15 protein-coding genes are annotated in these 22,515 nt (G+C 49.5%); 3 read left to right on the forward strand and 12 right to left on the reverse strand.

Annotation, left to right across the window (positions count from 1 at the left end):
* Window positions 1-338: 338 nt before the first annotated feature.
* Entirely contained in the window at window positions 339-2,741 is a 2,403-nt protein-coding gene (locus QVE43_RS04130; protein WP_288004497.1) for a TonB-dependent receptor, read from the reverse strand.
* Window positions 2,742-2,821: 80 nt separating this feature from the next.
* On the opposite strand from QVE43_RS04130, the gene QVE43_RS04135 reads away from it, so the two are divergent.
* The gene (locus QVE43_RS04135; protein WP_288004499.1) at window positions 2,822-5,977 is read left to right on the forward strand and encodes a UvrD-helicase domain-containing protein; all 3,156 of its coding nucleotides are present in this window, start codon (window positions 2,822-2,824) and stop codon (window positions 5,975-5,977) included.
* Here QVE43_RS04135 and QVE43_RS04140 read toward each other — a convergent pair.
* The 7 genes from QVE43_RS04140 to QVE43_RS04170 form a co-directional block, all read right to left on the reverse strand.
* A complete protein-coding gene (locus tag QVE43_RS04140) occupies window positions 5,974-6,573 on the reverse strand; it encodes a DNA-3-methyladenine glycosylase (RefSeq protein WP_288004501.1) in 600 nt (199 codons plus the stop codon). The genes QVE43_RS04135 and QVE43_RS04140 overlap by 4 nt on opposite strands.
* A gap of 248 nt (window positions 6,574-6,821) precedes the next feature.
* The gene (locus tag QVE43_RS04145; protein ID WP_038032856.1) at window positions 6,822-7,238 is read right to left on the reverse strand and encodes a hypothetical protein; all 417 of its coding nucleotides are present in this window, start codon (window positions 7,236-7,238) and stop codon (window positions 6,822-6,824) included.
* A gap of 54 nt (window positions 7,239-7,292) precedes the next feature.
* Complete coding sequence (locus tag QVE43_RS04150) at window positions 7,293-8,111, reverse strand: hypothetical protein (RefSeq protein ID WP_288004504.1); 819 nt, start codon at window positions 8,109-8,111, stop codon at window positions 7,293-7,295.
* A 140-nt stretch (window positions 8,112-8,251) separates the two neighbouring features.
* Window positions 8,252-9,115, reverse strand: a complete 864-nt coding sequence (locus QVE43_RS04155; RefSeq protein WP_288004506.1) for a DMT family transporter — start codon at window positions 9,113-9,115, stop codon at window positions 8,252-8,254.
* A 53-nt stretch (window positions 9,116-9,168) separates the two neighbouring features.
* On the reverse strand, window positions 9,169-10,659 hold the full coding sequence (gene dnaA, locus QVE43_RS04160) for a chromosomal replication initiator protein DnaA (protein WP_288004508.1): 1,491 nt from the start codon (window positions 10,657-10,659) through the stop codon (window positions 9,169-9,171).
* 100 nt (window positions 10,660-10,759) lie between these two features.
* Complete coding sequence (locus tag QVE43_RS04165) at window positions 10,760-11,680, reverse strand: bifunctional UDP-sugar hydrolase/5'-nucleotidase (protein ID WP_038032850.1); 921 nt, start codon at window positions 11,678-11,680, stop codon at window positions 10,760-10,762.
* A gap of 110 nt (window positions 11,681-11,790) precedes the next feature.
* A complete protein-coding gene (locus tag QVE43_RS04170; protein WP_288004511.1) occupies window positions 11,791-15,966 on the reverse strand; it encodes a CHAT domain-containing protein in 4,176 nt (1,391 codons plus the stop codon).
* A 69-nt stretch (window positions 15,967-16,035) separates the two neighbouring features.
* On the opposite strand from QVE43_RS04170, the gene QVE43_RS04175 reads away from it, so the two are divergent.
* Both QVE43_RS04175 and QVE43_RS04180 read left to right on the forward strand, forming a co-directional pair.
* Window positions 16,036-16,848, forward strand: coding sequence for a hypothetical protein (locus QVE43_RS04175; protein ID WP_288004513.1), 813 nt, complete (start codon window positions 16,036-16,038; stop codon window positions 16,846-16,848).
* 31 nt (window positions 16,849-16,879) lie between these two features.
* Window positions 16,880-17,896, forward strand: a complete 1,017-nt coding sequence (locus tag QVE43_RS04180; protein WP_288004515.1) for an OmpA family protein — start codon at window positions 16,880-16,882, stop codon at window positions 17,894-17,896.
* Between the two features lie 88 nt (window positions 17,897-17,984).
* Here QVE43_RS04180 and QVE43_RS04185 read toward each other — a convergent pair whose 3' ends face one another.
* The 4 genes from QVE43_RS04185 to QVE43_RS04200 all read right to left on the reverse strand — a co-directional run bounded on the left by QVE43_RS04185 (window position 17,985) and on the right by QVE43_RS04200 (window position 22,508).
* A complete protein-coding gene (locus QVE43_RS04185) occupies window positions 17,985-18,614 on the reverse strand; it encodes a hypothetical protein (RefSeq protein WP_288004517.1) in 630 nt (209 codons plus the stop codon).
* Between the two features lie 5 nt (window positions 18,615-18,619).
* The gene (gene rpoN, locus QVE43_RS04190; protein WP_288004519.1) at window positions 18,620-20,104 is read right to left on the reverse strand and encodes an RNA polymerase factor sigma-54; all 1,485 of its coding nucleotides are present in this window, start codon (window positions 20,102-20,104) and stop codon (window positions 18,620-18,622) included.
* Window positions 20,105-20,212: 108 nt separating this feature from the next.
* Window positions 20,213-22,405, reverse strand: coding sequence for a ribonuclease R (gene rnr / locus QVE43_RS04195; protein WP_288004521.1), 2,193 nt, complete (start codon window positions 22,403-22,405; stop codon window positions 20,213-20,215).
* Entirely contained in the window at window positions 22,386-22,508 is a 123-nt protein-coding gene (locus QVE43_RS04200; RefSeq protein ID WP_288004522.1) for a hypothetical protein, read from the reverse strand. The genes rnr and QVE43_RS04200 overlap by 20 nt, the downstream gene beginning before the upstream one ends.
* Window positions 22,509-22,515 lie beyond the last annotated feature (7 nt).

Below are 22,515 nucleotides of genomic sequence, written 5' to 3' on the forward strand. Positions count from 1 at the left end.
CAAAGTTTTGTAAAGGCAAAGAGAACGGAAACAAGAAAAGTATCCGGGTGTCTTCTTTGAATACTTCTTTCTTCCAAAACAGAGCACTGACCGGTGCCTTGCCTTCAAGGATGTGTTGCTCCTCCTTTGTATAAGAAAAGTAAATTTCTTTTTTATAGTTTCTGTCAAGGCGTGCAACTTGAAGAATTAAGCGTTTGGGTCTCATCGCATGTAGGGGTATTTGGGTTTATGAAATAGTTATTTTTCATTTTGTTTGAAGATATAAAGTAAAAATCATAAAGGCAAAATACCGCGCGGTATTTTGCCTTTGGCTGTATGCTTGAAGCAAGTGTGCTTATTTAAAAGTCCACCACTACACCGATGCTGGGCAAGGTAACCCCCGACTCATTTTTGAGCAGGCGGTACCGGTAAGCATCCGGATTATTGGGGTCGGTAAGGGGTTGCCCTTGGTCGTCGCGCAGCACGTCGAAGTTGTCGCGCAAGCGCACCTTGTATCCATACAGGTTCTGAATGTCCAAGTAAAGCTCTATGCTCCAGCGGTTAAAATAAAACTGCTTGGTAATTCGCACATCCAGTTGGTGAAAGTCGGCGGTGCGCTCACTGTTCAAACGGCTGTAGTCAGGCACGCCCTGTTTGTTGGCCTCCCAGTTGGCTTTCAGGGCACTGGCTTCCAAGTCGTAAGGGGTATAAGGGGCTCCGCCCGAGAACAGAAAACGCCCCGACAGCTCCCATGCTTTGCCAAAGCGCCAACCGGCCGTCAAGCTAAGGGCATGGCGGAAGTCCCAAGCCGAAGGACGGTAGTTGCCTTGTGCGTCGGTGAACTCGCTGCGGAAGAAGGTGTATGCCAACAAGCCATACACTCCTTTGAATAGGCGCTGCTGGTAGAGAAACTCCACGCCATAGGCTCTACCTTCCGAAGTGGGCGTTACTTCTTCGTTGCCCACCACATTAAAGTCAGAGCCTAAGTTTGCCAACGATACGCCTTGCGCTACAGAGAAAGGATAGCGGTCATAGCGTTTGTAGAAAGCCTCGAGTGTGATACGCGCCTTGCGTTCGGGCAACAGAAAGGCAAAGCCTGTGGCTGCCTGGTCAGAACGTATGTAAGTCAAGCCGTTGTCACGGTTCACCAAGCGACCATCCGGCGCGCGGTAGCCCATCACCGTATAAGCCGGCAGCTGGTAATAGCGCCCCACAGAAGCGCTCCACTGCCAACGGGGGGCAAAGCTGTAAGCCACCGAAAGCCGTGGCGAAAGCTGCTCCAAGGGGCGGTTCATGTCTTGACTGTAGTCGTTAAAGTCGGTGCGCAAGCCTGCCGACACGCTCCACTTTTCACCAAAAGTGCGCGTTAGCTGCGAAAAAATAGCCACTTTATTCATTTTCAATTCGCTGTTCACGTCAACAGGCACCTGCCCATTGGCAGTAGCCAAGGTATAGCGGCTGCGGTTATTGTATTTGGCAAGCTCATAGCCTGCACCGTAACGGATGGTCCAAGCGCCACGATAGCGCACATCTTCAAAGCGCAGTTTATTTTCAATCTCTTGCGACACATAGTCGATGCTTTTGGGCTTCGACTCGTCGTTATCCGGATATTTGTAAAAGGCATTCTCGAGCATGCTGCGGCTCACCACCAGGGTGTAGTTGCCATCCTTGCGGAAGTGCTCATATTTGCCGCCAATGGTGTAGTTCCACTGCCCATATACGGGCAAATTATCGAGCAAATAGCGTTGTTCGGGCGTTTCGTTGGCATCTAAGTTCAAACGGAAGCGATCAAGTGCGCCCACACTGATAAGCGTGAAGCGGTCTTTTGGTGAGAAATCATGCTGCAACTTCAGCTGATAGTCGTTGTAAGTAGGCAGGAAAGGCAGCTCCAAGGCATCGAACAGAAACTGCAGATAAGAACGCCGGACAGACAATGAAATGCCGGTACGCTCGCCTAAAGGTCCTTCTGCCACCAAGCCGGCATCCGTAGCACTGACAATGCCGGTAAATGCCCACTCATCGAGGCGGGGCTGCTTTTGCTCCAGCTCCAACAAGCCACTGAGCAGGTTGCCGCGGGTAGCCGGGAAAGCTCCGGAATAAAAGTTCACTCCATCAATCAAATTGATGTTGATAAGCCCCACCGGACCGCCATTGGCGCCTTGCGTAGCAAAGTGATTGATATTGGGAATTTCAATCCCATCTAAGTAAAAGCGTGTTTCATTGGGTGCTCCACCGCGAATGATTAAGTCATTACGGAACGAAGGGGTGCTTGCCACGCCGGGTAAAGCACGCATCACACGCGAAATGTCGCGGTTGGCGCCCGGGAAACGTCCCACTTCGGTACTCGAAATACGTTTGAGCGAAAGTGGCGCTTCTTCGTTGGTTTCCAAAGCACGGTCCACCGTCACGGTTACTTCGTCCAATCCGATGGTCTCGGGCTCCAATGCCACATTCAGCACGGCAGGTGCTGCCGAAGTGAAGCGCACATCTTCAATGCGCTGCTCTTGGTACCCTACGAAAGAAAACACCACCGTATGCAAGCCGGGCGGAATACCTGTCACCTCAAAACGCCCGTTTTCATCGGATGCCGAACCTATGTTTAAATCAGGCAAAAAAACAGACACGCCGGGCAAGGGCGCATTGCTCCGGGCGTCGGTCACCGTACCGCGCAAAACAGAAGTCTGTGCAGGCTGCTGTGCCTCCGCGGCATAAGCGCTTAAAAACAAAAGCAATACGCTAAAAAATACATTTAATCGCATCATTCAAGCAATTTTTTTATAAATTCATTCGAGCATATAAACCCTTAAAAGTACCAATTGTTTACTTCAAAAGCTGTTTGTTTATGAACAACCCCCGCAAACCACTGACCATCTTGAATGCCTCTGCCGGTTCAGGCAAGACCTACAACCTGGCTCTTTACTTCTTGCGTTTTGTTTTAAAGAAAGAAAACTACAAAGATGCGCGCTACTTCCGTCATATATTGGCCATCACCTTCACCAACAAAGCCACCCATGAGATTCGCGAGCGTGTACTGAAGTTCTTGCGCATTTTGGTGCATCCACGTTCCGAAGACGAGTATAAAGACGCCGAAAAGCTCAGAGAGCAGCTGCGCAACACGCCCGGCATCGACTGCTCGCCTCAATATGTAAGCCGGGTATATCATGAACTGCTGCACCACTTGGACGAGCTGCACATAAGCACCATCGACAGTTTCATCAACCGTTTGGGTAAAGCCGCCGCTTTCGACCTGATGCTGCCGACACGCTATGAGCTGACCACCGGCGTAAGAGAATCCCTCGATCAGGTGGTTGATTTTCTTATGTTGCATGTGCGCGACCTGTCGCAGGAAGAGCAGCAAGGCGGCAGTCAACAGTGGATGCCCATCATAGAAGAGTTGAAGAACTTTGTTAAAGAAGAAGCACTTGCCGGCGATGAAAGCTGGGAAAAACTGCTGCAAGGTGAAAAGTTAAAAGAAGCGGGCAAACAACTGTTCGACAGCACCGTTCTCGACATCGTGGAAGAAAGCCGCCATGCACTCATCAAAGACAAGCAGTCTGCTTCGCTCAGCGAGCTGTTTCAAGCCTTGAAGGAAAAGAAAAAACAAGCCTATGAAGCCCTGAAAAGGGACGTAGAGCCCCTCCTTCAAGATTTGAAGGAACGATGGGAAGATATAGAAAGCCTGCTGCAAAAAGAAGGCATCGACCGCCATCAAGACCTTTCTAACCAAAACAGAGCCCCCCGTATTAACGCCGCCAAAGGGTTCAAGGCCTTAAGCGAATTGATAGAAAAAGTCACTCAACTAAAGGAGACACTCACAAGCGAACAACCGGACAGCAAGCAGCTGAATGAATACGTTAAAAGCATGACGGCACTATCCGGTATCGGTTCACAGCTTCCCCCCGACAAAGAATGGATAAAAAAGAGTGCTAAGAAGAGTCTGCGGCCCGAAGTGCAGCAAGAGATAAGCCGCCTTGCAAAAGAGATGGAAAATGTGCACACCGAAGTTTGCATGCATGTGCTTTTTCAGCTTACCGTCATACAGAGTGTACAAAAGCTCTTTATTTATTTTCTCATGCACCACTTGCTGGAAAACACCCTTTCACGCAACAGCAAGCTGTATCTGGGCTGGCTTTCGTTGAAGTTAGCCCGCTATTTGACCGACAACCCCATGAGCCCTCCGCAAATCTACCAGCAGTTGGGCAATATTTACAAACACTTCCTTATCGACGAGTTTCAAGACACCTCCATTACACAGTGGCGCATTCTCTATCCTTTCTTGAAGGAAAGCACCTCGCAAGGGCTGGAGAGTCTGATTGTAGGCGACCCCAAACAGTCGATTTATGAATGGCGCGGCGGCGAATCGCAACTATTGGTCAACTTGACACAGGCCGGTCCCAATGCCAATTCGGCAGATTTGGCTGCTGAAATGCTCGACTTTTTAGGACTCGACGCCACCCAACGCCCCGAAGTAGAAGCTTTTTTGCAGAGTGTGCAAAGCCACACACTGGATAAAAACTTCCGAAGCGCTTCCCGTATCGTGAAATTCAACAACGAGCTGTTCAAAGCCATCAACAAAGAGCAAGCGACCAACCCCTTCATTATGAAGGCGTACACTTCCGTGGAGCAAGAACCCCAACAGGAGACCGAATCAGGCGAAGTGGTCGTAACGTTTGTTCCGGGCAGGAACAATCAGCAAATACTTTCCAACATGGTGCACATCATCCACCAATACATCCAAGACAAAGGCTTCAACTATGACGACGTCACCATTTTGTGCCGCAAGAATGACGAAGTGAACCAAATCGTACAGCAACTGAACAGCCTATCTAAGGACAAGCAAGACGAGCACGGCAAGGACTTGCAGGCTTATGCGCCCGGCTCCCTGACCATAGACCGCGCCCATGCCGTGAATTTCTTGGTGGCCTTCTTGAAAAGCCTGGCGCAACCCGCCAACCGCTTGGCTAAAGCCGAAGCACGCTTTTTTTACTGCCTGTATTGTCAAGCTCTTGAAAACGAAGGTAAGCCACCGGCGTCTGAAAGCCCCATCGAACACAATACATTACAAGAAATATTCGGTGAAGTGCCCGAAGGTGCCGACTGGGATTATTACCGCGAAAAATACACCTACCTTAAAACTTTCGGATTCGAGCAGTTGAATGGTAAAAATGTTTACGATATTGTACTGGAAGTAATTGAACACTTCCGCTTGCTGAAGCTGAAAGACGAGCAAGCCTATGTATTTCGCTTCCTGGAAGTGGTGCATGAATTTGTGCACACCGAAGGGCAACAGCTTCATGCTTTCGTAAAATACTGGGACACCCTCAGCGAAATGCCCGCCTTGCAAGACGTCCGCCAAAACGCCGTGCAAGTGATGACCCTTCACAAGTCCAAAGGACTTGAATTTCCGGTAACCATCATCCTGCTCAACTGGTCCATTACGGATAGTAACCGGCAACACACGCTTTACGTACGCTTGTCCGATAGCGGTACGGCTTCGCCTCTTCCCTATTTGTTTGTTACTCAAAACCATAGTTTCCTTGAAAAGATTAAAGAATGTGGGGATGATGCCATTCAGGGAACGCTGTACAAAACATTTATAAGCCGCATCATTCAAGAATTCACCAAAACCACTCAAAAAGAAGATTTGGCAGCTCTCAACCTTTTTTACGTTGCCTGCACCCGTCCCAAATCGTCCATGAACTGGCTAATACCGTCGAAGAGTTCGAATAGTTCGAATAGTTCGAAGAGTTCAAGCAGTAAATCGATTGGAGACCTTATCCCCAAGCAATATAACGAGCAATGTAAAAAGAGCGATCAAGCAGGAAAAATACCGAAACAAAGCGAAGACGCTTCACAAGAAAACGGACAAGCAGCAGCTTATGATGAGTACTCTTTCGCCTATTTGTGTGGCACGCCCGATGAAAAAAACCAATACGCAAACAATAAAAAGAAACAGGAAAGCGAAGTCATCACGATAAACTATCTGCCACAAGATTAAAGGAAAGCATCTACCGGCACATCTTTCCATACAAAACGCCATGGCAGCAGGGCATCTTCACCGGCATAATCAATGCCTATGCGTGGGGTTGCCTGTATTGCCCCCGGCGGGGGCTTTATGCCACGGTCTTCAAGCCACAGCAGCTGCCCAAGCGTCAGGTCGTGGTGGTTATGCAACAGTTCTATACCCAATGCTTGGGTAAGGGTGCCCGGTCCGGCACTCAAACGGGGCGTCAGCCGTTGGTGCTTGCGGCGCTGCAGCATGTGTGCCAAGCCTTCGAGCGGTACACCGGCACGAATCAAGACGGCATCGGCCTTTTCAGCCCGGTTGGTTACCACATTGAACAAACGATGAATGCCATAACACAAATAAACATAAGCATGGCCGCCGGCTGCATACATTACCTCGGTGCGTGGGGTACGCCGGTTGCCAAAGGCATGACAGGCGCGGTCAGTAGCACCACAATAGGCTTCTGCTTCGGTAATAACCAAAGCCGTTCGTTTTCCGTCAATTTCCGATACTATCACCTTGCCTATCAGGTCGCGGGCAATGCCCACTACATCTTCCCGTTCATAAAAGGCTCTGTCCAGCAACATGGGCTATGCGCGTTTTGTGGCAAATATAAAAGATAATGGCATGGCATACTTTGCGCCGGCAGGCTTCCTCAAAGGCTTCTGCTTTTTTCGAGCATGGAAAAGAAACCTTTTTGTTTTGGGGCTATGTGCAGCGCCAAGTGCCCTTTCTTCCAAACGGCACAAAAAGCCAAGCCATAATAAAACCGGCATTGCAAGGTGCTTTAAAACCTGCAATGCCGGGAGGCGGCTCAACGTAAAATGGCAAGCCGTTATTCAGGCGTTTCGCCAAAAGCTTCCATCAAGCGCAGCTTGGTTTCTTCGAGCTTTTGCCGGCTGCTTTCCGACAGGGCAGGGTTTTGGCTGTGCCGGTTCAGATATTCCATGGCTGCTTCATAGCTCACATAACGGTAATCTTGCTCTGCTTCGGCTTGTACCGGATAGGCTTTCTTTACCCGCTCCAAGTCCTCGTCCTTATAGACCACTACCTGAATCCGGTAGCTTTTATTTTCGTCTTCACTTTCTTCCCACTGATACCATTCATTGCCCAAAAGCGTATAGGCAAGGTATTTGGGACCAAAGTCTTCATAGCTGAGCACAAAGACACGCAGTGCTTGCTTGTTTTGTTTCTGACAGGCGCCCAAGCAGGCAAACAGCCAAATAAGCAATAACAGACGGTTATGTTTCATAGGCTTTTTTGTTGAATTTGTGCAAAAAAGTTCAAACAAGCAAGTGTGTATCCCTTACTGCCCACGCAATGGGATATTGATACCCAGACTAAAAAACAACACATCGGAGCGTGAGTTTTTCTTATTGGCTTTGGTGCGCACTTCGCCTATGTCTTCCGAAGACACATTGCCCGGGTCATAGTTGGAAGGACTGTTTTTAAACTCTACCGTCCACCCCTTGGTATCTTCCGAGTCGTAATAGCTCACTTCGCCGCTCATCAGGTAGAGCGCCCGCAATTCGAGATTGGTGCCGCCCAGCGTAATCAACAAACCGGTTCCCCCGCCGTAGCTCCATGCAAAATCGCTGGCTTGGTTCTTGGCAGTAATCAGGCGGTCGTTGTTGTTATTGCTCGAATTATTACCACCTGAATAGCGCCCATCGTCCGACTCGTCATAAATCTTGGTGCGTGTGTAAATATACTTAAAGCCCCCCATGATATCTACATAAGGCTGCACATAAGGAATAGGTGCAATGAAGCGGCTTATCACATGTGTATGGAAGATGTTGTTGTTGACCACTATGCGCAAAGGCATGTTGATTTGGTCAATCAAAATCTGGTTTCCGTTGTTGTCGTAGGCAACCAGCTCGGCGGTGAGCGTTTCGCGCTGCTCATTGCGCCCATACAACGAATAGCCTACATCCAAACCTATTTGAATAGATTGGTTGCCTGCGATGCTCCCCATGCCGTAGATGTCGAAGCCAATGCCTACGGCATCGGTATTTTCCGCAAACTCACCGGTAGGAACGGCTACTTGAAACCCACCTCCAAAATACTGTGCGTGCACCTGTGTGCCCCACAACAAAACGATGAACAAAAGAAAAACAGGTCGCATAAACTTTTTTTAGCTTATGTGGTCAATAAACATACCATCTTGGTTTAATTCTGCCGGCTATTTGCAAGAAAAAATGCACTTTACCGAATCGATTTACAAAGATGCGCGTCGCCGGCTTTAAGCCAAAAACCGTCAGCATGCTAAGAAGCTACTTTTTTTTGTTGTTTCTTCAGGGCAGGTGTAAGTGTAACATTCAAAATGACACCGGCTAAGACAAGCAACATGCCCACGATGGTTTGCCAGGTGAAGGTCTCGTGAAAAAAGACGTATCCCAAGCCCAAGGCATACACAATGCCTATGTAACTGGCAGCGGCCACCTTGGCAGCCGATTCAGCCTGATATGCTTTGGTCATCAACACCTGCGCCCATTGTGTGAGTACCCCGACAGCCAGCAACCAAAGCCAGTCTGTTCCTTGTGGCATCACCCAATCGAAAAACATCCAGATGGCTGCCAAGGGGGCTGTCACCAGCGGGAAATAAAGCACAATAACCACAGGGTGCTCTTGCCCTTTCAAATAGCGGATGCAGTTGTAAGCACAGCCGGCACAAAATGCAGACAGCACCCCCATGCCCACATCCACCCACCCTATGCGCCAGTCGAAAGACTTCATCACCAGAATACCCATGAATGAAAGCAGCATAAAAACAAACTGCAGGGGCAATAAACGCTCTTTAAGCACCAAAGCGGCAATCAAGGCGGTAAAGATGGGGGCTATAAAATGAAGCACCGCCGCACTTGCCAGCGGAATGCGCTGCAAGAGCATAAAAAACAAAGCCAAGGCAATGGCGCCGAATAAGCCACGCAAAACCAATATTTTCCGGTTGTTGCCCAGCAGAGGCACATGAGCACGACGCAGCACCCACACACTCATCACCAAAGTAATCAGCGAGCGGAAAAACACAATTTCAATGGCCGGAATATGGGGCACCATTTTCACACAAATATTCATCAAAGCAAACAAAAAACTTGCCCCAAACATCAATTTTACACCTCTGCTCAGCATGCCATGCATTGATTTACAGAGCGCCTTGTGCCACGCCCGGGCGGTAAGCCCGGCTATTTCAACAAACGCAGACGCTCTAAGAGTTGATCGATATACAAACGGAAATCGGCATCCTTGTCGCGCAATTCACTGATATTTTGCACGGCATGAATGACCGTACTGTGATCGCGCCCACCAAAATGATAACCAATGGATTTTAAAGAAAAGTTGGTGTATTCTTTACACAAATACATGGCTATCTGGCGTGGCACTACTATTTCTTTTTTTCTGGATTTCGATTTGAGCGCTTCCACGCTTAAACCAAAATAGCGCGCCACCTCTTCCATGATGGTATCAATGTCTACCTCTATGTCTTCGTGCGGAAGCTCATCTTGTTTTTGCACCACATGCTGCACCACCTCTTTGGCCAATGCCATATCTATGGGGCGGCGGTTCAAAGAAGAGTGTGCCATCAAAGACACAATCACCCCTTCCAGCTCGCGTATGTTACTGTCTATGGTATTGGCTAAATACTCAATGACTTCGGGGTCCAGTGTGATGCCCTCATTTTGCAGCTTGCGCTGAATGATGGCAAGGCGCGTTTCAAAGTCGGGCTGTTGCAAGTCGGCAGTAAGTCCCCACTTAAACCGCGACAACAAGCGGTCTTGTAAGCCTTTCAGCTCGCGTGGGGGGCGGTCACTGGTCATCACTATCTGTTTGCCCTTCTGATGCAAATGGTTGAACACATGGAAAAACAGCTCTTGTGTCTTTTCCTTGCCCGACAAAAACTGCACATCATCAATAATCAATACATCGATGAGCAAGTAAAAGTTGGTCAAAAACTGCAGGTTGTTGTTTTTGAGCTCTTCTATAAACTGGCTGGTAAACTTTTCGGAAGAGACATACACCACAATCTTCTCCTCCTGTGTCTTGCGTATATGATTGCCTATAGCCTGCACCAGATGGGTTTTACCCAGCCCTACGCCCCCGTATATCATCAAGGGGTTGAAAGAGGTGACCCCCGGCTTTTGCGCTACGGCAAAAGCGGCCGAGCGTGCCAAACGGTTACAGTCGCCTTCTATGAAGTTATCGAAAGTATAGTGTGGATTCAGTTCGGTTTCTTCGAGCAGGGGCTTGTACTCCTCCGGTATTTTTTTACCTTTTCGCTTGGGACGCAAAGAAGTAGCCACCTGGCGCTGCCCCGGGGGCACACTCTCCGGTTGTTTTTGCCGGGGCGTGTTGCCATTTCCGTTGCCGGTTTTGGCGGTGGGAATATTCATTGCCAACGGATGGTGGGAAGCATCGCCCCTATCAACCACCACCGAGTAATCGAGGCGCCCCCCTTTGCCCAGCACTTGCACAATGGCCTTGCGCAAGGCATGCACATAGTGCTCTTCTATCCACTCATAGAAAAAAAGGCTGGGGACCTGAATGGTTAAGGTATTGCCCTCCAGATGCAATGGCACGATAGGCGAGAACCATGTCTTAAATTGCTCTTCATCCACCTCTTGGCGAATGACCTTAAGACACTGGTTCCATATCGTTGTTGCATCACGAACACTCATATAATCATAAGGGCTATGCTTAGTACCTGGAATAACCATAAACAGAACTCAAAAAGGGCTGCAAAGTTGTTAAAAAAAGGGCAAATCCCCAACCACTACATTATACACGGCCGGCGCTGATGGGCAGGGCGCGTGCCGACACCATCCGTTTTTTTCCGTTTTCAATCACCAGGTCGATACGTCCCAAGCGTACCCCTGCCCATCCTACTTGATGAATGATGGTGTAGTTTCCGTCGGCATGGCGCATTTTATATGGCTCTTGCATAAAGGTATGCGTGTGCCCGCCCAAGATAATGTCAATGCCCGGCACTTTGCTTGCCAGCAGCACATCCGATATCTTTCCATTAGAATAAAGAAAGCCCAAATGCGAAAGGCAAATCACCAAATCGCACTTTTCATCTTTGCGCAGGGTTTTGACCATCTCGCGTGCCACGCCCACAGGGTCCAAATAACGTGTTTTGCCATACAAACGCTCATTGACCAAGCCTTTCAGCTCAATGCCTATGCCAAACACGCCGATGCGAATGCCGCCCCTTTCAAACACCTGATAGGGCTTGGTTTTGCCATGCAGCGGGGTGCGGCTAAAGTCATAATTGGCGGTCAAGAAAGGAAAGCGGGCATGAGGTAGCATCTTCAACAGCCCTTCCAAGCCATTGTCGAAGTCGTGATTTCCGAGCGTGGCGGCATCATAGCCCATTTCGCTCATGAGCTTAAATTCCAATTCGCCCCCAAAGAAATTGAAATAAGGTGTACCTTGGAAAATATCGCCACTGTCAAGCAGAAGCACATGCGGGTTTTCGCTACGTATTTGCTTAATAAGAGCTGCCCGGCGTGCCATGCCTCCTTCGCCGGCGTGTTGTGGTGCCGACAAAGGAAAGGGCTCGATGCGCGAATGCATATCGTTGGTATGCAGGATGGTGAGGCGGGTAGCCTGTGGGCGCCCTGCCAACAGTTCAAAAGGGGCCACTGCCGCCACACCGCCGGCAATGAGCGCTTGCTTCAGGAATGTTCTTCTATTCATCGTACTACACTCTTCTTGCTGATGGTCAATACCTTTTTTGCCTGTACGCTCAAGCGCTGCTTGAGGTTAAGGGGTACAAAGATAATGAACTCTGCGCTTATTGTGGGTGCTTACTGCTCAATCAAGACGAAGGCAGCCCAAAAATAAGGCTCGCTGTACTTTTGGCGCAGCTCCATTTGGGCTTGCTTGAAAGCAAGGGGCACTTCCTTTCCTTCGGCTATGTAATGATAAAAGCGGCTCATGAGTTGTTGTGTGGCGGCATCATCTACACGCCAAAGACTCATGACCAAATAATTGGCGCCCGAGAGCAAGAAAGCGCGCTGCAGGCCATAGACACCTTCGCCATTTTGCACCTTGCCCAAGCCTGTTTCACAAGCCGACAGCACCACCAGTTGGGTTTGCGACAAATCCAGATGGGCTGCTTCATAAGCGGTGAGTATGCCGTCATCGCGACGCCCTTCACGGCGCCCGTTGAAATAATCAGTTACACCGGCCAGCACCAAGCCTGAGCGCAGCATGGGGTCAATGGGTTCTTCGTCGAGGACTTCGCGACTGATGAAGCGCCCGCTTTGTACTTCGTCTTTGGGCGAGGGAATAAAGAAGCCGTGGGTCGCAATATGCAAAATCCCCGGTTTACGGATAGCCTTAATGTTTTCTTCGCGTGCTTCAATGCCTTTGAACACTTTCACCATCCAAGCAGCTCCCTTCAGTAAAGCGGCAATTTGATTGACCTCTGCTTCCGTACCGGGCAAGGGCAAAAAGCGGGCATTCGCCAACCAGTAACTTCCTTGATTTTCCAAATCCACAGCCGTTGCCTCTGCCCCCAAAGCAGGGTCGATTTGATAAGTGGGATTCCCCACCAATACCGCTTCTTTTTTTATTTCTGCCTTGCGCACAGTATCTATGAGGTATTTCGTATTGGACACAAACACAATTTCTATCTCGTCAATCACATAGCGGTTCTGCTCCGCATCATATAGTGCATAGGGGTTGATTTGGTAATAGGCGCCATCGGCAGAGAAGTAAAGGCGGCGCACACCCTCCAGGTAGGGCTTCAAAGGTGCCCACATGACGTTGTAGCTTCTGCGGTCGGCGAGTTTGAACTTCACTGCATTGCGATGATAATTCACATGGCGCTCTATGTTTTTGCCGGCAGTAAGCACAAACCACTGCGGCACCGCCGCTTGGGGGCGCGCCATCAGTCCAATGTAATACACGCTATCGGCCTGTGGTTCAATGCGAATCAACTCCAAGGCTGCTTCGCCGGCTTTCAAGCTGCGCGTTAAAGTGTGGAAGTCATACTGCCTTTGTTGGCTTTCACCGGCGAAATCGGCCGAGCGCTGCGAGAGTATCCGCTCTAAACGATTGGCTTCTTGTTCGAGCGCTTCCACCTTCACACCGCGCGCTTCGGCTGCCTGCAGACCTTCGGTATAAATATTGGCAATCAGCTCACGCAGCGCCTGCCACTGTCTGTAGGTCTGCTTGAGTGTTTCGTCGGTGGTGTTTTCCACCAATGAGCGAATGCGCCCGGTGGTAGTCAGCAAAATGCCTTTTAATTGAATCTGCAGGTTATACGCTTTCACCAGAAGGCGTTGGGTCAATGCTGTGCCGGGTTTTTCGGTGGCATACTTCACCACGAAAAAGAAAAAGTTCTCATAAAACGGGCGGTATTTGTAGTAAAACGCGCGCTTTTCCTTTTCACTCAATCCGGGAAATATATTTTGTATAAAAGCGCTCAACACATCTACACTTTGCTCGTAGTATTGTGCCGCTTGTGTGTAGTCTTTCTGCTCATCGTACAGAATGGCCAGGTTGTTCAGGGTAGTGATGTAGTCGGGATGCTGCTTGCCCACAGTCTGCTCAAAAGCTTGCAGGGCTTCGGTATAGTAACGCTGTGCTTCGGCGCTTTTTCCTGCACTTTCAAATAAAATAGCCAAGTTATTGGCAGAAGCTGCCGTAGCCGGATGTGTCTTTCCATAGAGCGTAAGGCGTGCCTCATAGGCTTTTTTCAGCAAATCAATGGCTTCCTGCCATTTGCCTTGTTTTTTATAAAGATTGGCAAGGCGTTCCGAAACACCAATATACTCGGGGCTATATTCCCCTTTGGTTTTGAGGATATCCAGCGCCCAACGATACAACTCTTGTGCTTCGGTATGGTTGCCCACCTGTTCATGATAAGCAGCCAAAGCGTTCAAAGCCAAGGCATAGTCAGGGTGTCCGGTGCCCACAATGCGCTCTCTGAGCGTCAGACATTGCTGCAGGGTCTGAATGGCTTCCTGCATACGTCCCAGCTTATTCAAAGTCTTTGCCATGAAATAAAGCACATCGGTATATGCCGGTAGCTCCCGCGCATTCTGTTGCTCATAAAGAGCACGTGCCCGGCTAAGATAATTTTCGGCTTCCACATAGCTGCCCATCAGATAATTGATGGCGCCCAGGTGTAAGCAGGTTTCAGCCACTGCCGGATGTTCTTCGCCCAATAACCGCCGCCGGGCATTGAGGTTTTGTGTCAGTAGCTGCTCCGCCGTATCGTAATATCCTATGCTTTGCAGCAAAAGGGCATACGCTTCGCGCAGGTCCAAATAAAAAGGGTGCTCCTCACCCAGACTCGCGGCGGTCTCCGTCATGGCTTCCACATAAAGTGCCTCGGCAAGCCCGTAAAGCCCACGGTTGGCATACACGGCTGCCAGGTTGCGCACTACTGTCAGATAGGCTAGGTCTCCTACTGCAAAATTCTTTTTGTAAATATCGATTGCCTGCTGATAATACTCTTCTGCCCGGTTATAATCACCGGTTTCATACAGTACATTGGCACAGTTGGCCAGCACTTCGGCATAAGCCTGTGCGTCTTGTCCCAATAGTTGCTCCAGTTGTGGCAGCAGCTGCTCATACTCTTTCAGAGCTTGCCGGTACTGCCCGTCCAGCATCAATGCCCGCGCATAATCTGCGTTTGTGAGCCAGTAAGCAAGTGTTTTCTTCCCGTGAATATGCTCCCAAGCCATCATAGCCGAACGATACTTTCCGGCAGCGCCTTCATAATCGGTCATGCCCTTCTCCAACACTTCGCCCCACAGCAAATAAGCGCGTGCATACAAAGACGATTCTTTTCCATGGTTCGTCTCCATTAAATGAATGGCTTCTTCGAGATGTTGCATGGCATCAAGCCAAAGGGCCAAAGTACGCTCTATTTGCGCCCGGTTGTACAAAAGAGTAACACGCTCTTGCCATGACGCCTGCTCGCTATAGGCTGTCTCGAGCTTATCCAGGAAAGCAAGCGCTTGGCTGTATTCTTGCCGTGCCACCGCCAGCAAAGCCCTCGCCTGGTAGTAATCTATTAACAAAGCAGGCACCGCCTCCACACGCGTGGCAATACTTTGCAAATACTGCCCGGCTTGGTCATACTTTCCGGCTTTCACATACAAACGCCCCAAAGCCACGGAAGCAGCAATGGCTTCCACGGTGTTGGGGGCTGCCATGCGGCTCAATGCTTCCAGCTGTTCAATTGCTTGTGCAGTTTGCCCTTCTTCTTCGGCTATCAAAGCCAAATCTAAGAGCGCCTGACGCTGCAAGTCTGCCACCTTGCCTGCCTGCGCCAGCTGCAAGCCTGCTTGTAGCAGCGGCTTGGCTTCCGTGTAATTGCCCTGTTCTACCAACAAATGCCCCTTGCCTACCAATACATAGGCATATTCAGGGCGGTTGGTAAGCTGTGCCTGTTGAAACAGGCTATCTGCCTTGGCAAGGTAAGCATTTGCCTCCTGCCATGCTGCTTTTCGTATGGCCAACTGCCCCAGATAAGCCAGTGCCACCGGATAATACAAGGTCAACTGCTTTTGTTGTTCACTCAGCGCCACTACTCCGGCATAAAGCTGCTCTGCTTCTGCATGCTTGCCTTGTGCCACGTAAAGTGCCGCCAGTTGAAAGGCAGTAGAAAAATAAGATGGCAGGTCTTGGGTCTTTCGCAGCTCCATAGAAGCTTGATACATCGTCTCGGCATCAGGCAAGCGTTGCGCCCGTGTATAAATCACAGCCATATTCTGATAAAGCGCCGCCAGCTGTTCCGGCTTGTTTTGCAGCGCTTGTGGCGCTATGGCACGCAAGCTGTCTGCCAATGAAGCTGCCCGCTGTGTGTCGCCGGCATTGTAGGCGGCAAGCATCGACTCATAGAGCCGGGGAAAATCTTGCTGTGCTTTTACAAGCTGTGCAAAACATAAAAAGCTAAAAAGCAATATCCATCCTTGCCGTTTCATAAAGAAAGTGCGCATAAAACGTACACCGTCCGTCATCATTCAGTTGCATTTTGTTAAATTTATGCTTGAATTTAGTATATATTTTTCAACTTATTTTCATCGCGACTTATGAAAACGCTCATAAAACTGTCATTTCCGGTACTCTTATGCCTGCCATATGTGCTGCTTGGGCAAAAGCTGGATTTACGGGATGAACAAATTGTAGTGAACCGTAAGGAGGGGAAGGTGATTTTGCCTTACACCTTGGAAGACGGCAGCATTCGCTATGAATTTCACACCGAATTGTACTACTCTAACGACAGCGGTAGAACATTTCAAGGACCATTGAAAGAAGTGCGCGGGCATATCGGGCGACGCGTGCTTGCCGGCGACAAACGAGTCATCTGGCATTATGAAAAAGAAATGCCCGACTTCGATGGTAAAAACATACAATTCAAGATAAAGGCAAAATATGAGCCAAGTGTATTGAACCTAAAAAATGAGGGGGCAGCCCTTTACTCTCTGGTAGTACCCGGCTTGGGCAACCCCAAGGTGCGCTATTACAGATGGTGGAAGTGGAAATACCGCTGGGTAGTAACCACGCTCTTAGCCTACGGCACTGCGGGGGCAGCCATCTGGCAATACGGCGAAGCCAATAAAAGCTACGACCTTTATTTGCAAAGCAACCGCCCCGACCAAGCCCAAACGCTCTATAACCAAGCCAACGAACAACTGTTGCTCGCCAGTGGCTTGGCAGTAGCAAGTGCCGTCATTTGGGGGGGCGATGTGGTCCGTGTTTTCTTCCGTGGGCTGCGCAACCGGGTAGATAAGCATTATTTGAAAGAGCTCAACGAAGCAATGGATATTGAAGCCGGCATTGTGCCGCAAGCCACTTATCTGCGGCAGTTTGTACCTGCATTGCGTCTTAGTGTGCGTTTTTAATGAATCCTAACCTTTGAAAATTTTCATCCAAATGAAAGCAGTTCGATATATATACTTGGGTTTCTTCTTCGCTTTGGCAATATTCAACGGGCATGCCCAAGAGCTGGAAGACTCTTCTCCCGTGATTCCTGATTTGGGCATCAGCACGTTTTCTACGGAATTCATTATTGAAGATAAAGAGCTGGGCAGCCCGGTAGAGGCGCGTGTCGATATACGTGACGTGATAGCAAGCCAAACCATCGCCAGCCCAAAAGCTGTGGGCGGGCGTCTGGTGTTGGATTTACCCGTAAAAAAACTGTACAACATACACATCACAGACCCGCAATTCGAGGACACCACGCTCACCATCGATGCCAACCGCCTTGATACCTTCAGGCTGGTGTATCGCATTCCGCTTGCTCCCAAAAAAGTGGAATATGAAATCAACATTCAAGACATAGCCTCCGGCGAGGGATTGGATTTTGGCGTGGTGCTCACCAACCGCAACCGCGACGAAGTGATAGAGCTTAGCCCCGAAGATGCGCAAAATGGGCGTTATTTGGTCAGGTTGCGCGAAGGGGATGAGTATGAAATAGAAGTTAAAAACCCGAATAACTACCTCTTCTACGCCCGTAAATTTGTTGCTTCGGCAGCCAAAGACTTCACAGAAGCCCCCACAGCCTCCAAAAGTAAGCTGGATGTAAAAATGACCGGCTTGAAGGTAGGTGCCAAAATACCGCTGCACAACATCACCTTCGATTATAACAGCTGGGAACTGAACGAGGATGCCAAACGCGAAATAGACCGTATTTACAAGCTGCTTAAAGACAACCCCACGGTAATAGTAGAAATTGCCGGGCATACCGATGACCGCGGCTCGGCAGCTTACAATCTGGAGTTGTCGCGTAAGCGGGCCAATGCCGTGAAAGAGTACCTGCTGCAGAAAGGCATGGCGCCGGACCGCTTCGTAACCAAAGGATATGGCGAATCACGCCCTATTGCCGACAACCAAACCGAAGAAGGGCGTGCCAAAAACCGGCGCTTTGAGTTGATTGTGTTGAGTATGTAGGTCTTCGTGCCGGTCACGAAGTGGAAATTTACTCGTCTTTCACATGTATTTCGGGGCTTGATGCTTGCCATTCAACAGCGGGCTTCCTTCACCCCCCTCCTGCCATATACCAATAAGCGCCCCACATGGTGGCGCTGCCAAGCAGATAGCCCCCCAACAGCTGTGCTTGCGAATGGGCATTCAGCATCAAGCGGGCGGCATATACCCAGCCGCTTGCCCAAATGGAAGCAATCAAAGGGAACAGCAGCATGATGTGGTGTGTATGATAAGCCAAAGCGGCAAAAAAGGCAGTGGCGCCCCCCATTGCCAAGGTGTGCAGGCTTATTTTAGAATACTCGTTGATAAGCAAAGCCAACAAAAGACTCAGCGCCACCCCGGCCGGCAGCGCTTGCAGCCGCTCGTCCAGCTCCCAAAAGTGCATAGCCCAAGCCGAAAAAATATAGACCGGCAGCAGACTAAGCAGCGGCAAGCGACGTTCGTGGGCTTCTTCCATTTCCCAGCTGCGTATGAGGCGGGCTTGTTTCAACAAAAAAAGCACACCGGAAGGCAACAATAACCACAGCACGGCTGCCATCTTCAAAAGCGCTGCCGGTAAATGGCTGCTCCAAAGAAAAAACAGGGAATCATAAAAATGCAACGCTACATAAAGTATGCCCCAAGGCAGCCATAAAGGATGAAAAAGCAAGGACAGTATCCAAGCCCAACAGGGTCGTTTCATAAACGCTACAGCTCTTTGCGCAGGCGGGCTACGGGAATGCCCAGCTGCTCACGGTACTTGGCTACCGTACGGCGCGCAATTTTGTAACCGCGCTCCCTGAGCAATTCCTCAAGCTTTTCGTCGGAATAAGGGGCGCTCTTGTCTTCGTTGTCCACCAGTTCTTTCAACACATGCTTCACTTCCCGGCTGCTGGCTTCACCGCCCCCTTGTGTTCCAATACCCTCCGAAAAGAAGTACTTCAAAGGATAAATGCCGAAGTCGGTTTGCACGGTTTTGCTGCTTGCCACCCGTGACACCGTAGATATATCCATGCCTATTTTGTCGGCAATGTCTTTCAAAATCATGGGCTTGAGCTTCGACTCATCACCCTCCAGAAAAAACTCTTTTTGGTGCTCTACAATGGCATTCATCGTGCGCAGCAGCGTATCTTGACGCTGTTTGATGGCATCGATGAACCACTTGGCCGAGTCAAGTTTTTGTTTCACGAACGAAATGGTCTCTTTCAGCTTCTTGTCTTTCTTGTCGCTGTGTTCATATTGTTGCAGCATCTCGGCATATACACGGTTGATGCGTAACTCCGGCGCATTTTTGGAATTCAGGCTTACTTCCAGTTGTCCGTTCCGGTTTTTCACAATAAAGTCGGGGATGATGTATTGGTTACGCACAAATGAATTGCCCGACACCTCGCCCGGCTTGGGGTTGAGCTTGGTAATCAAATGAATGGCTTCGCGCAATTCCTCTTCGCTCATGTGCAGTTTAGCCTGAATCTTGTCATAGTGCTTTTTCTTAAACTCATTGAAACACTTGCGCAACACCAAAAGCGCATTTTGTATATGACGCTCTTCTTCCTCGGTAAGGAACTCTTCTTCCAGCTTGCGTTCGAGCTGAATCATCAAGCACTCCTTCAAATCACGCGCAGCAATACCGGGCGGGTCACAGCTCTGCACTTTCTTGAGCACTTCTTCTATTTCCTGCTCCGTCACTGCCATATTTTGTGTAAGCATAAGGTCATAGCGCAGACCTTTCAAGTCGCGGCGCAGGTAACCGTCGTTGTCAAGACTCCCGATGATTTGGCGCGCGATGATCTGCTGCTTTTCGTCCAGGTCCAGAAAGCCTATTTGTCGTTCCAGGCTTTCCAGCAAAGACGCACTGCTTACAATGGGCACTTCTTTATCATCGTCATCGTCGGAAGAATAGTTCGAATAATCCGAGCTATAGCCGTTTTTCACATCTTCATGCTCCAGGTATTCCTCTATGCTGATTTCTTCCTGCACATCTTCCAGCTCTTCCGACTCGTAGTTGTCCTCCTCCGCTTCCAGGCTATAAGGCTCTTCTTCGGGCGGTCCTTCTTCCAACAAAGGGTTCGACGCCAACTCTTCTTGCACCCTTGCCTCCAGCTCCACGCTGGGAATTTGCAGCAGCTTGATATACTGTATCTGCTGAGGTGATAGTTTCTGCGTCTGTATTTGTTTCAGGTCTAACTTTTGCATGCCCCTACTCCGCTTTAAGATTGAAGTAGTTAAAGTTAAAAAAAAATGTGAATACTTCCTTACGGAAGACTCACATTTTTTAACCAAAGGCACATTTTTTGCTTGTAACTACTCGGCAAAAACCAAATCTATGGTGCGGGCAGCCAAACTGGTTGCTTTTACCTTCACTTTCACCTTATCGCCAAAAGCAATGATGCGTTTGGTCTTGCGTCCTACCAGGCGATAGTTCTCGTGGTCCAGCTCGTAATAATCACCTTGTAAATCACTCATGGCCACACGCCCTTCACACTTGGTTTGCACAATTTCCACGTACACACCGTGCTCGGTGACGCCCGTAACAATGCCATCAAAGACTTCGTCTGTGCGGTTCTGCATGAATTCCACCTGCTTGTATTTGATAGAGGCGCGTTCGGCTTCTTCGGCGCGTCGCTCCATTTCAGAAGCATGCTCACAATACGACTCATACTCCTCTTTGTTGACCGACTGCCCTTTGTGCAGGTAGTGCCATAGCAGGCGGTGCACCATCATATCGGGATAGCGCCGGATAGGCGAAGTAAAGTGGGTGTAATGATCGAAAGCCAGTCCGAAATGTCCCAAAGGCTCGGTGGTGTAACGGGCTTTCGACATGGTGCGAATCGCCAATGACTCGATGAAGTTTTGTTCCGGCTTCCCTTCCACGGCTTCTGTCAAAGCGTTGTATGACTGTGCCAGGCGTTTGGGGTCGCTGGTGTCGAGCTTGTAGCCAAATTTGGCGATAAACTTTGCAAAGGTTTCGAGACGGTCTTCCACAGGCGGCTCGTGCACCCGGTACACCATCGTAAGGCGCGGCTCTTTCTTTTTCAGGTTATAGACAAACTCGGCCACCTTACGGTTTGCAAGCAGCATCCACTCTTCAATCATCTTGTGGGCATCTTTGCGGATCTTGGGCACTACTTCCAAGGGAGTGCCGTCTTGTGCCAAGCGGAAGCGCACCTCCACGGTTTCGAAGCTGATGGCACCGTGCTGAAAGCGGCGTTTGCGTAAAATCTTTGCCAGGCGGTTCAAGGTACGGATGCTCTTGGCAAAGTCGCCCCGCCCTGTTTCTATGCGTTCTTGCGCTTCTTCGTAGGTAAAGCGGCGCTGCGAATGGATAATGGTTCTTCCAAACCAGCTATGCAATACACGGGCGTTGTTATCCACTTCGAAGACAGCCGAAAAAGTCAGACGGTCTTCATGAGGGCGCAACGAGCACAGTTCATTGGAAAGGCGCTCGGGCAACATGGGCACCACGCGGTCCACCAAATAAACGGAAGTAGCACGTTGGAAGGCTTCTTTGTCCAAGACAGAGCCGGGCTTCACATAATAGGTCACATCGGCAATATGCACGCCCACTTCCCAGTTCCCGTTTTCCAGCTTGCGTATGGAAAGCGCATCGTCGAAATCCTTGGCATCTTCGGGGTCTATGGTGAAGGTGGTCACGCCGCGAAAGTCACGCCGCCGTGCAATTTCGGCTTTGGGTATTTGGGCAGGTATCTTTTCCGCTGCCTGCTCCACTTTTTTGGGGAACTCGTAAGGCAAGTTATACTCTGCCATGATGGCATGCATTTCGGTATTGTGGTCACCGGCTTTGCCCAAGATGCTCACCACCTTGCCCACGGGCCTTTTCCCGTTTTTAGGCCATTTGACAATCTCTACAATCACCTTATCATCGGTTTGGGCACCATGCAGTGCCTCTTTGGGCACAAATATGTCCATGTAATAGCGCCGGCTGTCGGGCTCTACAAAGGCGAACTCGCCCGAGCGGTCAATGGTCAGGCGTCCTACAATGCGGTTATGCTTGCGCTCTATAATCTCTATTACCTTGCCTTCGGGATTCAAGCCCTTTTCTGAATCAAAGTAAGCCACCTTGACCACATCGCCGTCGAAGGCGGTATTCAGGTCTTCGACCGATACCCACACATCGGGCAAAGCCGGGTCTTTGGGCACGACAAAAGCATAATAAGGACTGGACTGGTCCACCACGCCAACAAGCACATTCTGACGCTCAAGAGCTGAGCGCATGCGTCCATCGGAGGTGAAATAAATATGTCCTTCATCAAGCAGTTCTTCTACGGCCTGCATCACCGCCCGCTTGGTTTTCTTACCTTCGGCATGCAGCTTGCGCATGATGGTACGTATGGAATAGCCATGCTTTAATGGCTCTTCCATTACTTTCAAAATCTGCTCTTTCAAGCGCTTGAGGTCAATGGTATTTTTATTTTTGCTTTTTCGTTTTGTAACAAGTTTTGCTTTTATTTTTTTCTTATTTCTGGTCATAGTCATTCATTTCATTCATTTTAAAATACAAAGTAAAAAGAATAGCCGCCACCATGGCATGTGCCGGAAATGGCAGGGCTGTCTTTTTGCTTAGGGTTTGGTTTGTCATATATTAT

Origin of the sequence: Thermonema sp. (assembly GCF_026003375.1) — a bacterium.
Taxonomy (GTDB): Bacteria; Bacteroidota; Bacteroidia; order Cytophagales; family Thermonemataceae; genus Thermonema; species Thermonema rossianum.

Bases quoted from the DNA above. Each gene is read 5' to 3' on its own strand.
- QVE43_RS04130 (WP_288004497.1), bottom strand. From the start codon at position 2,741: ATGATGCGATTAAATGTATTTTTTAGCGTATTGCTTTTGTTTTTAAGC.
- QVE43_RS04135 (WP_288004499.1), top strand. From the start codon at position 2,822: ATGAACAACCCCCGCAAACCACTGACCATCTTGAATGCCTCTGCCGGT.
- QVE43_RS04140 (WP_288004501.1), bottom strand. From the start codon at position 6,573: ATGTTGCTGGACAGAGCCTTTTATGAACGGGAAGATGTAGTGGGCATT.
- QVE43_RS04145 (WP_038032856.1), bottom strand. From the start codon at position 7,238: ATGAAACATAACCGTCTGTTATTGCTTATTTGGCTGTTTGCCTGCTTG.
- QVE43_RS04150 (WP_288004504.1), bottom strand. From the start codon at position 8,111: ATGCGACCTGTTTTTCTTTTGTTCATCGTTTTGTTGTGGGGCACACAG.
- QVE43_RS04155 (WP_288004506.1), bottom strand. From the start codon at position 9,115: ATGCTGAGCAGAGGTGTAAAATTGATGTTTGGGGCAAGTTTTTTGTTT.
- dnaA (WP_288004508.1), bottom strand. From the start codon at position 10,659: ATGAGTGTTCGTGATGCAACAACGATATGGAACCAGTGTCTTAAGGTC.
- QVE43_RS04165 (WP_038032850.1), bottom strand. From the start codon at position 11,680: ATGAATAGAAGAACATTCCTGAAGCAAGCGCTCATTGCCGGCGGTGTG.
- QVE43_RS04170 (WP_288004511.1), bottom strand. From the start codon at position 15,966: ATGATGACGGACGGTGTACGTTTTATGCGCACTTTCTTTATGAAACGG.
- QVE43_RS04175 (WP_288004513.1), top strand. From the start codon at position 16,036: ATGAAAACGCTCATAAAACTGTCATTTCCGGTACTCTTATGCCTGCCA.
- QVE43_RS04180 (WP_288004515.1), top strand. From the start codon at position 16,880: ATGAAAGCAGTTCGATATATATACTTGGGTTTCTTCTTCGCTTTGGCA.
- QVE43_RS04185 (WP_288004517.1), bottom strand. From the start codon at position 18,614: ATGAAACGACCCTGTTGGGCTTGGATACTGTCCTTGCTTTTTCATCCT.
- rpoN (WP_288004519.1), bottom strand. From the start codon at position 20,104: ATGCAAAAGTTAGACCTGAAACAAATACAGACGCAGAAACTATCACCT.
- rnr (WP_288004521.1), bottom strand. From the start codon at position 22,405: ATGACTATGACCAGAAATAAGAAAAAAATAAAAGCAAAACTTGTTACA.
- QVE43_RS04200 (WP_288004522.1), bottom strand. From the start codon at position 22,508: ATGACAAACCAAACCCTAAGCAAAAAGACAGCCCTGCCATTTCCGGCA.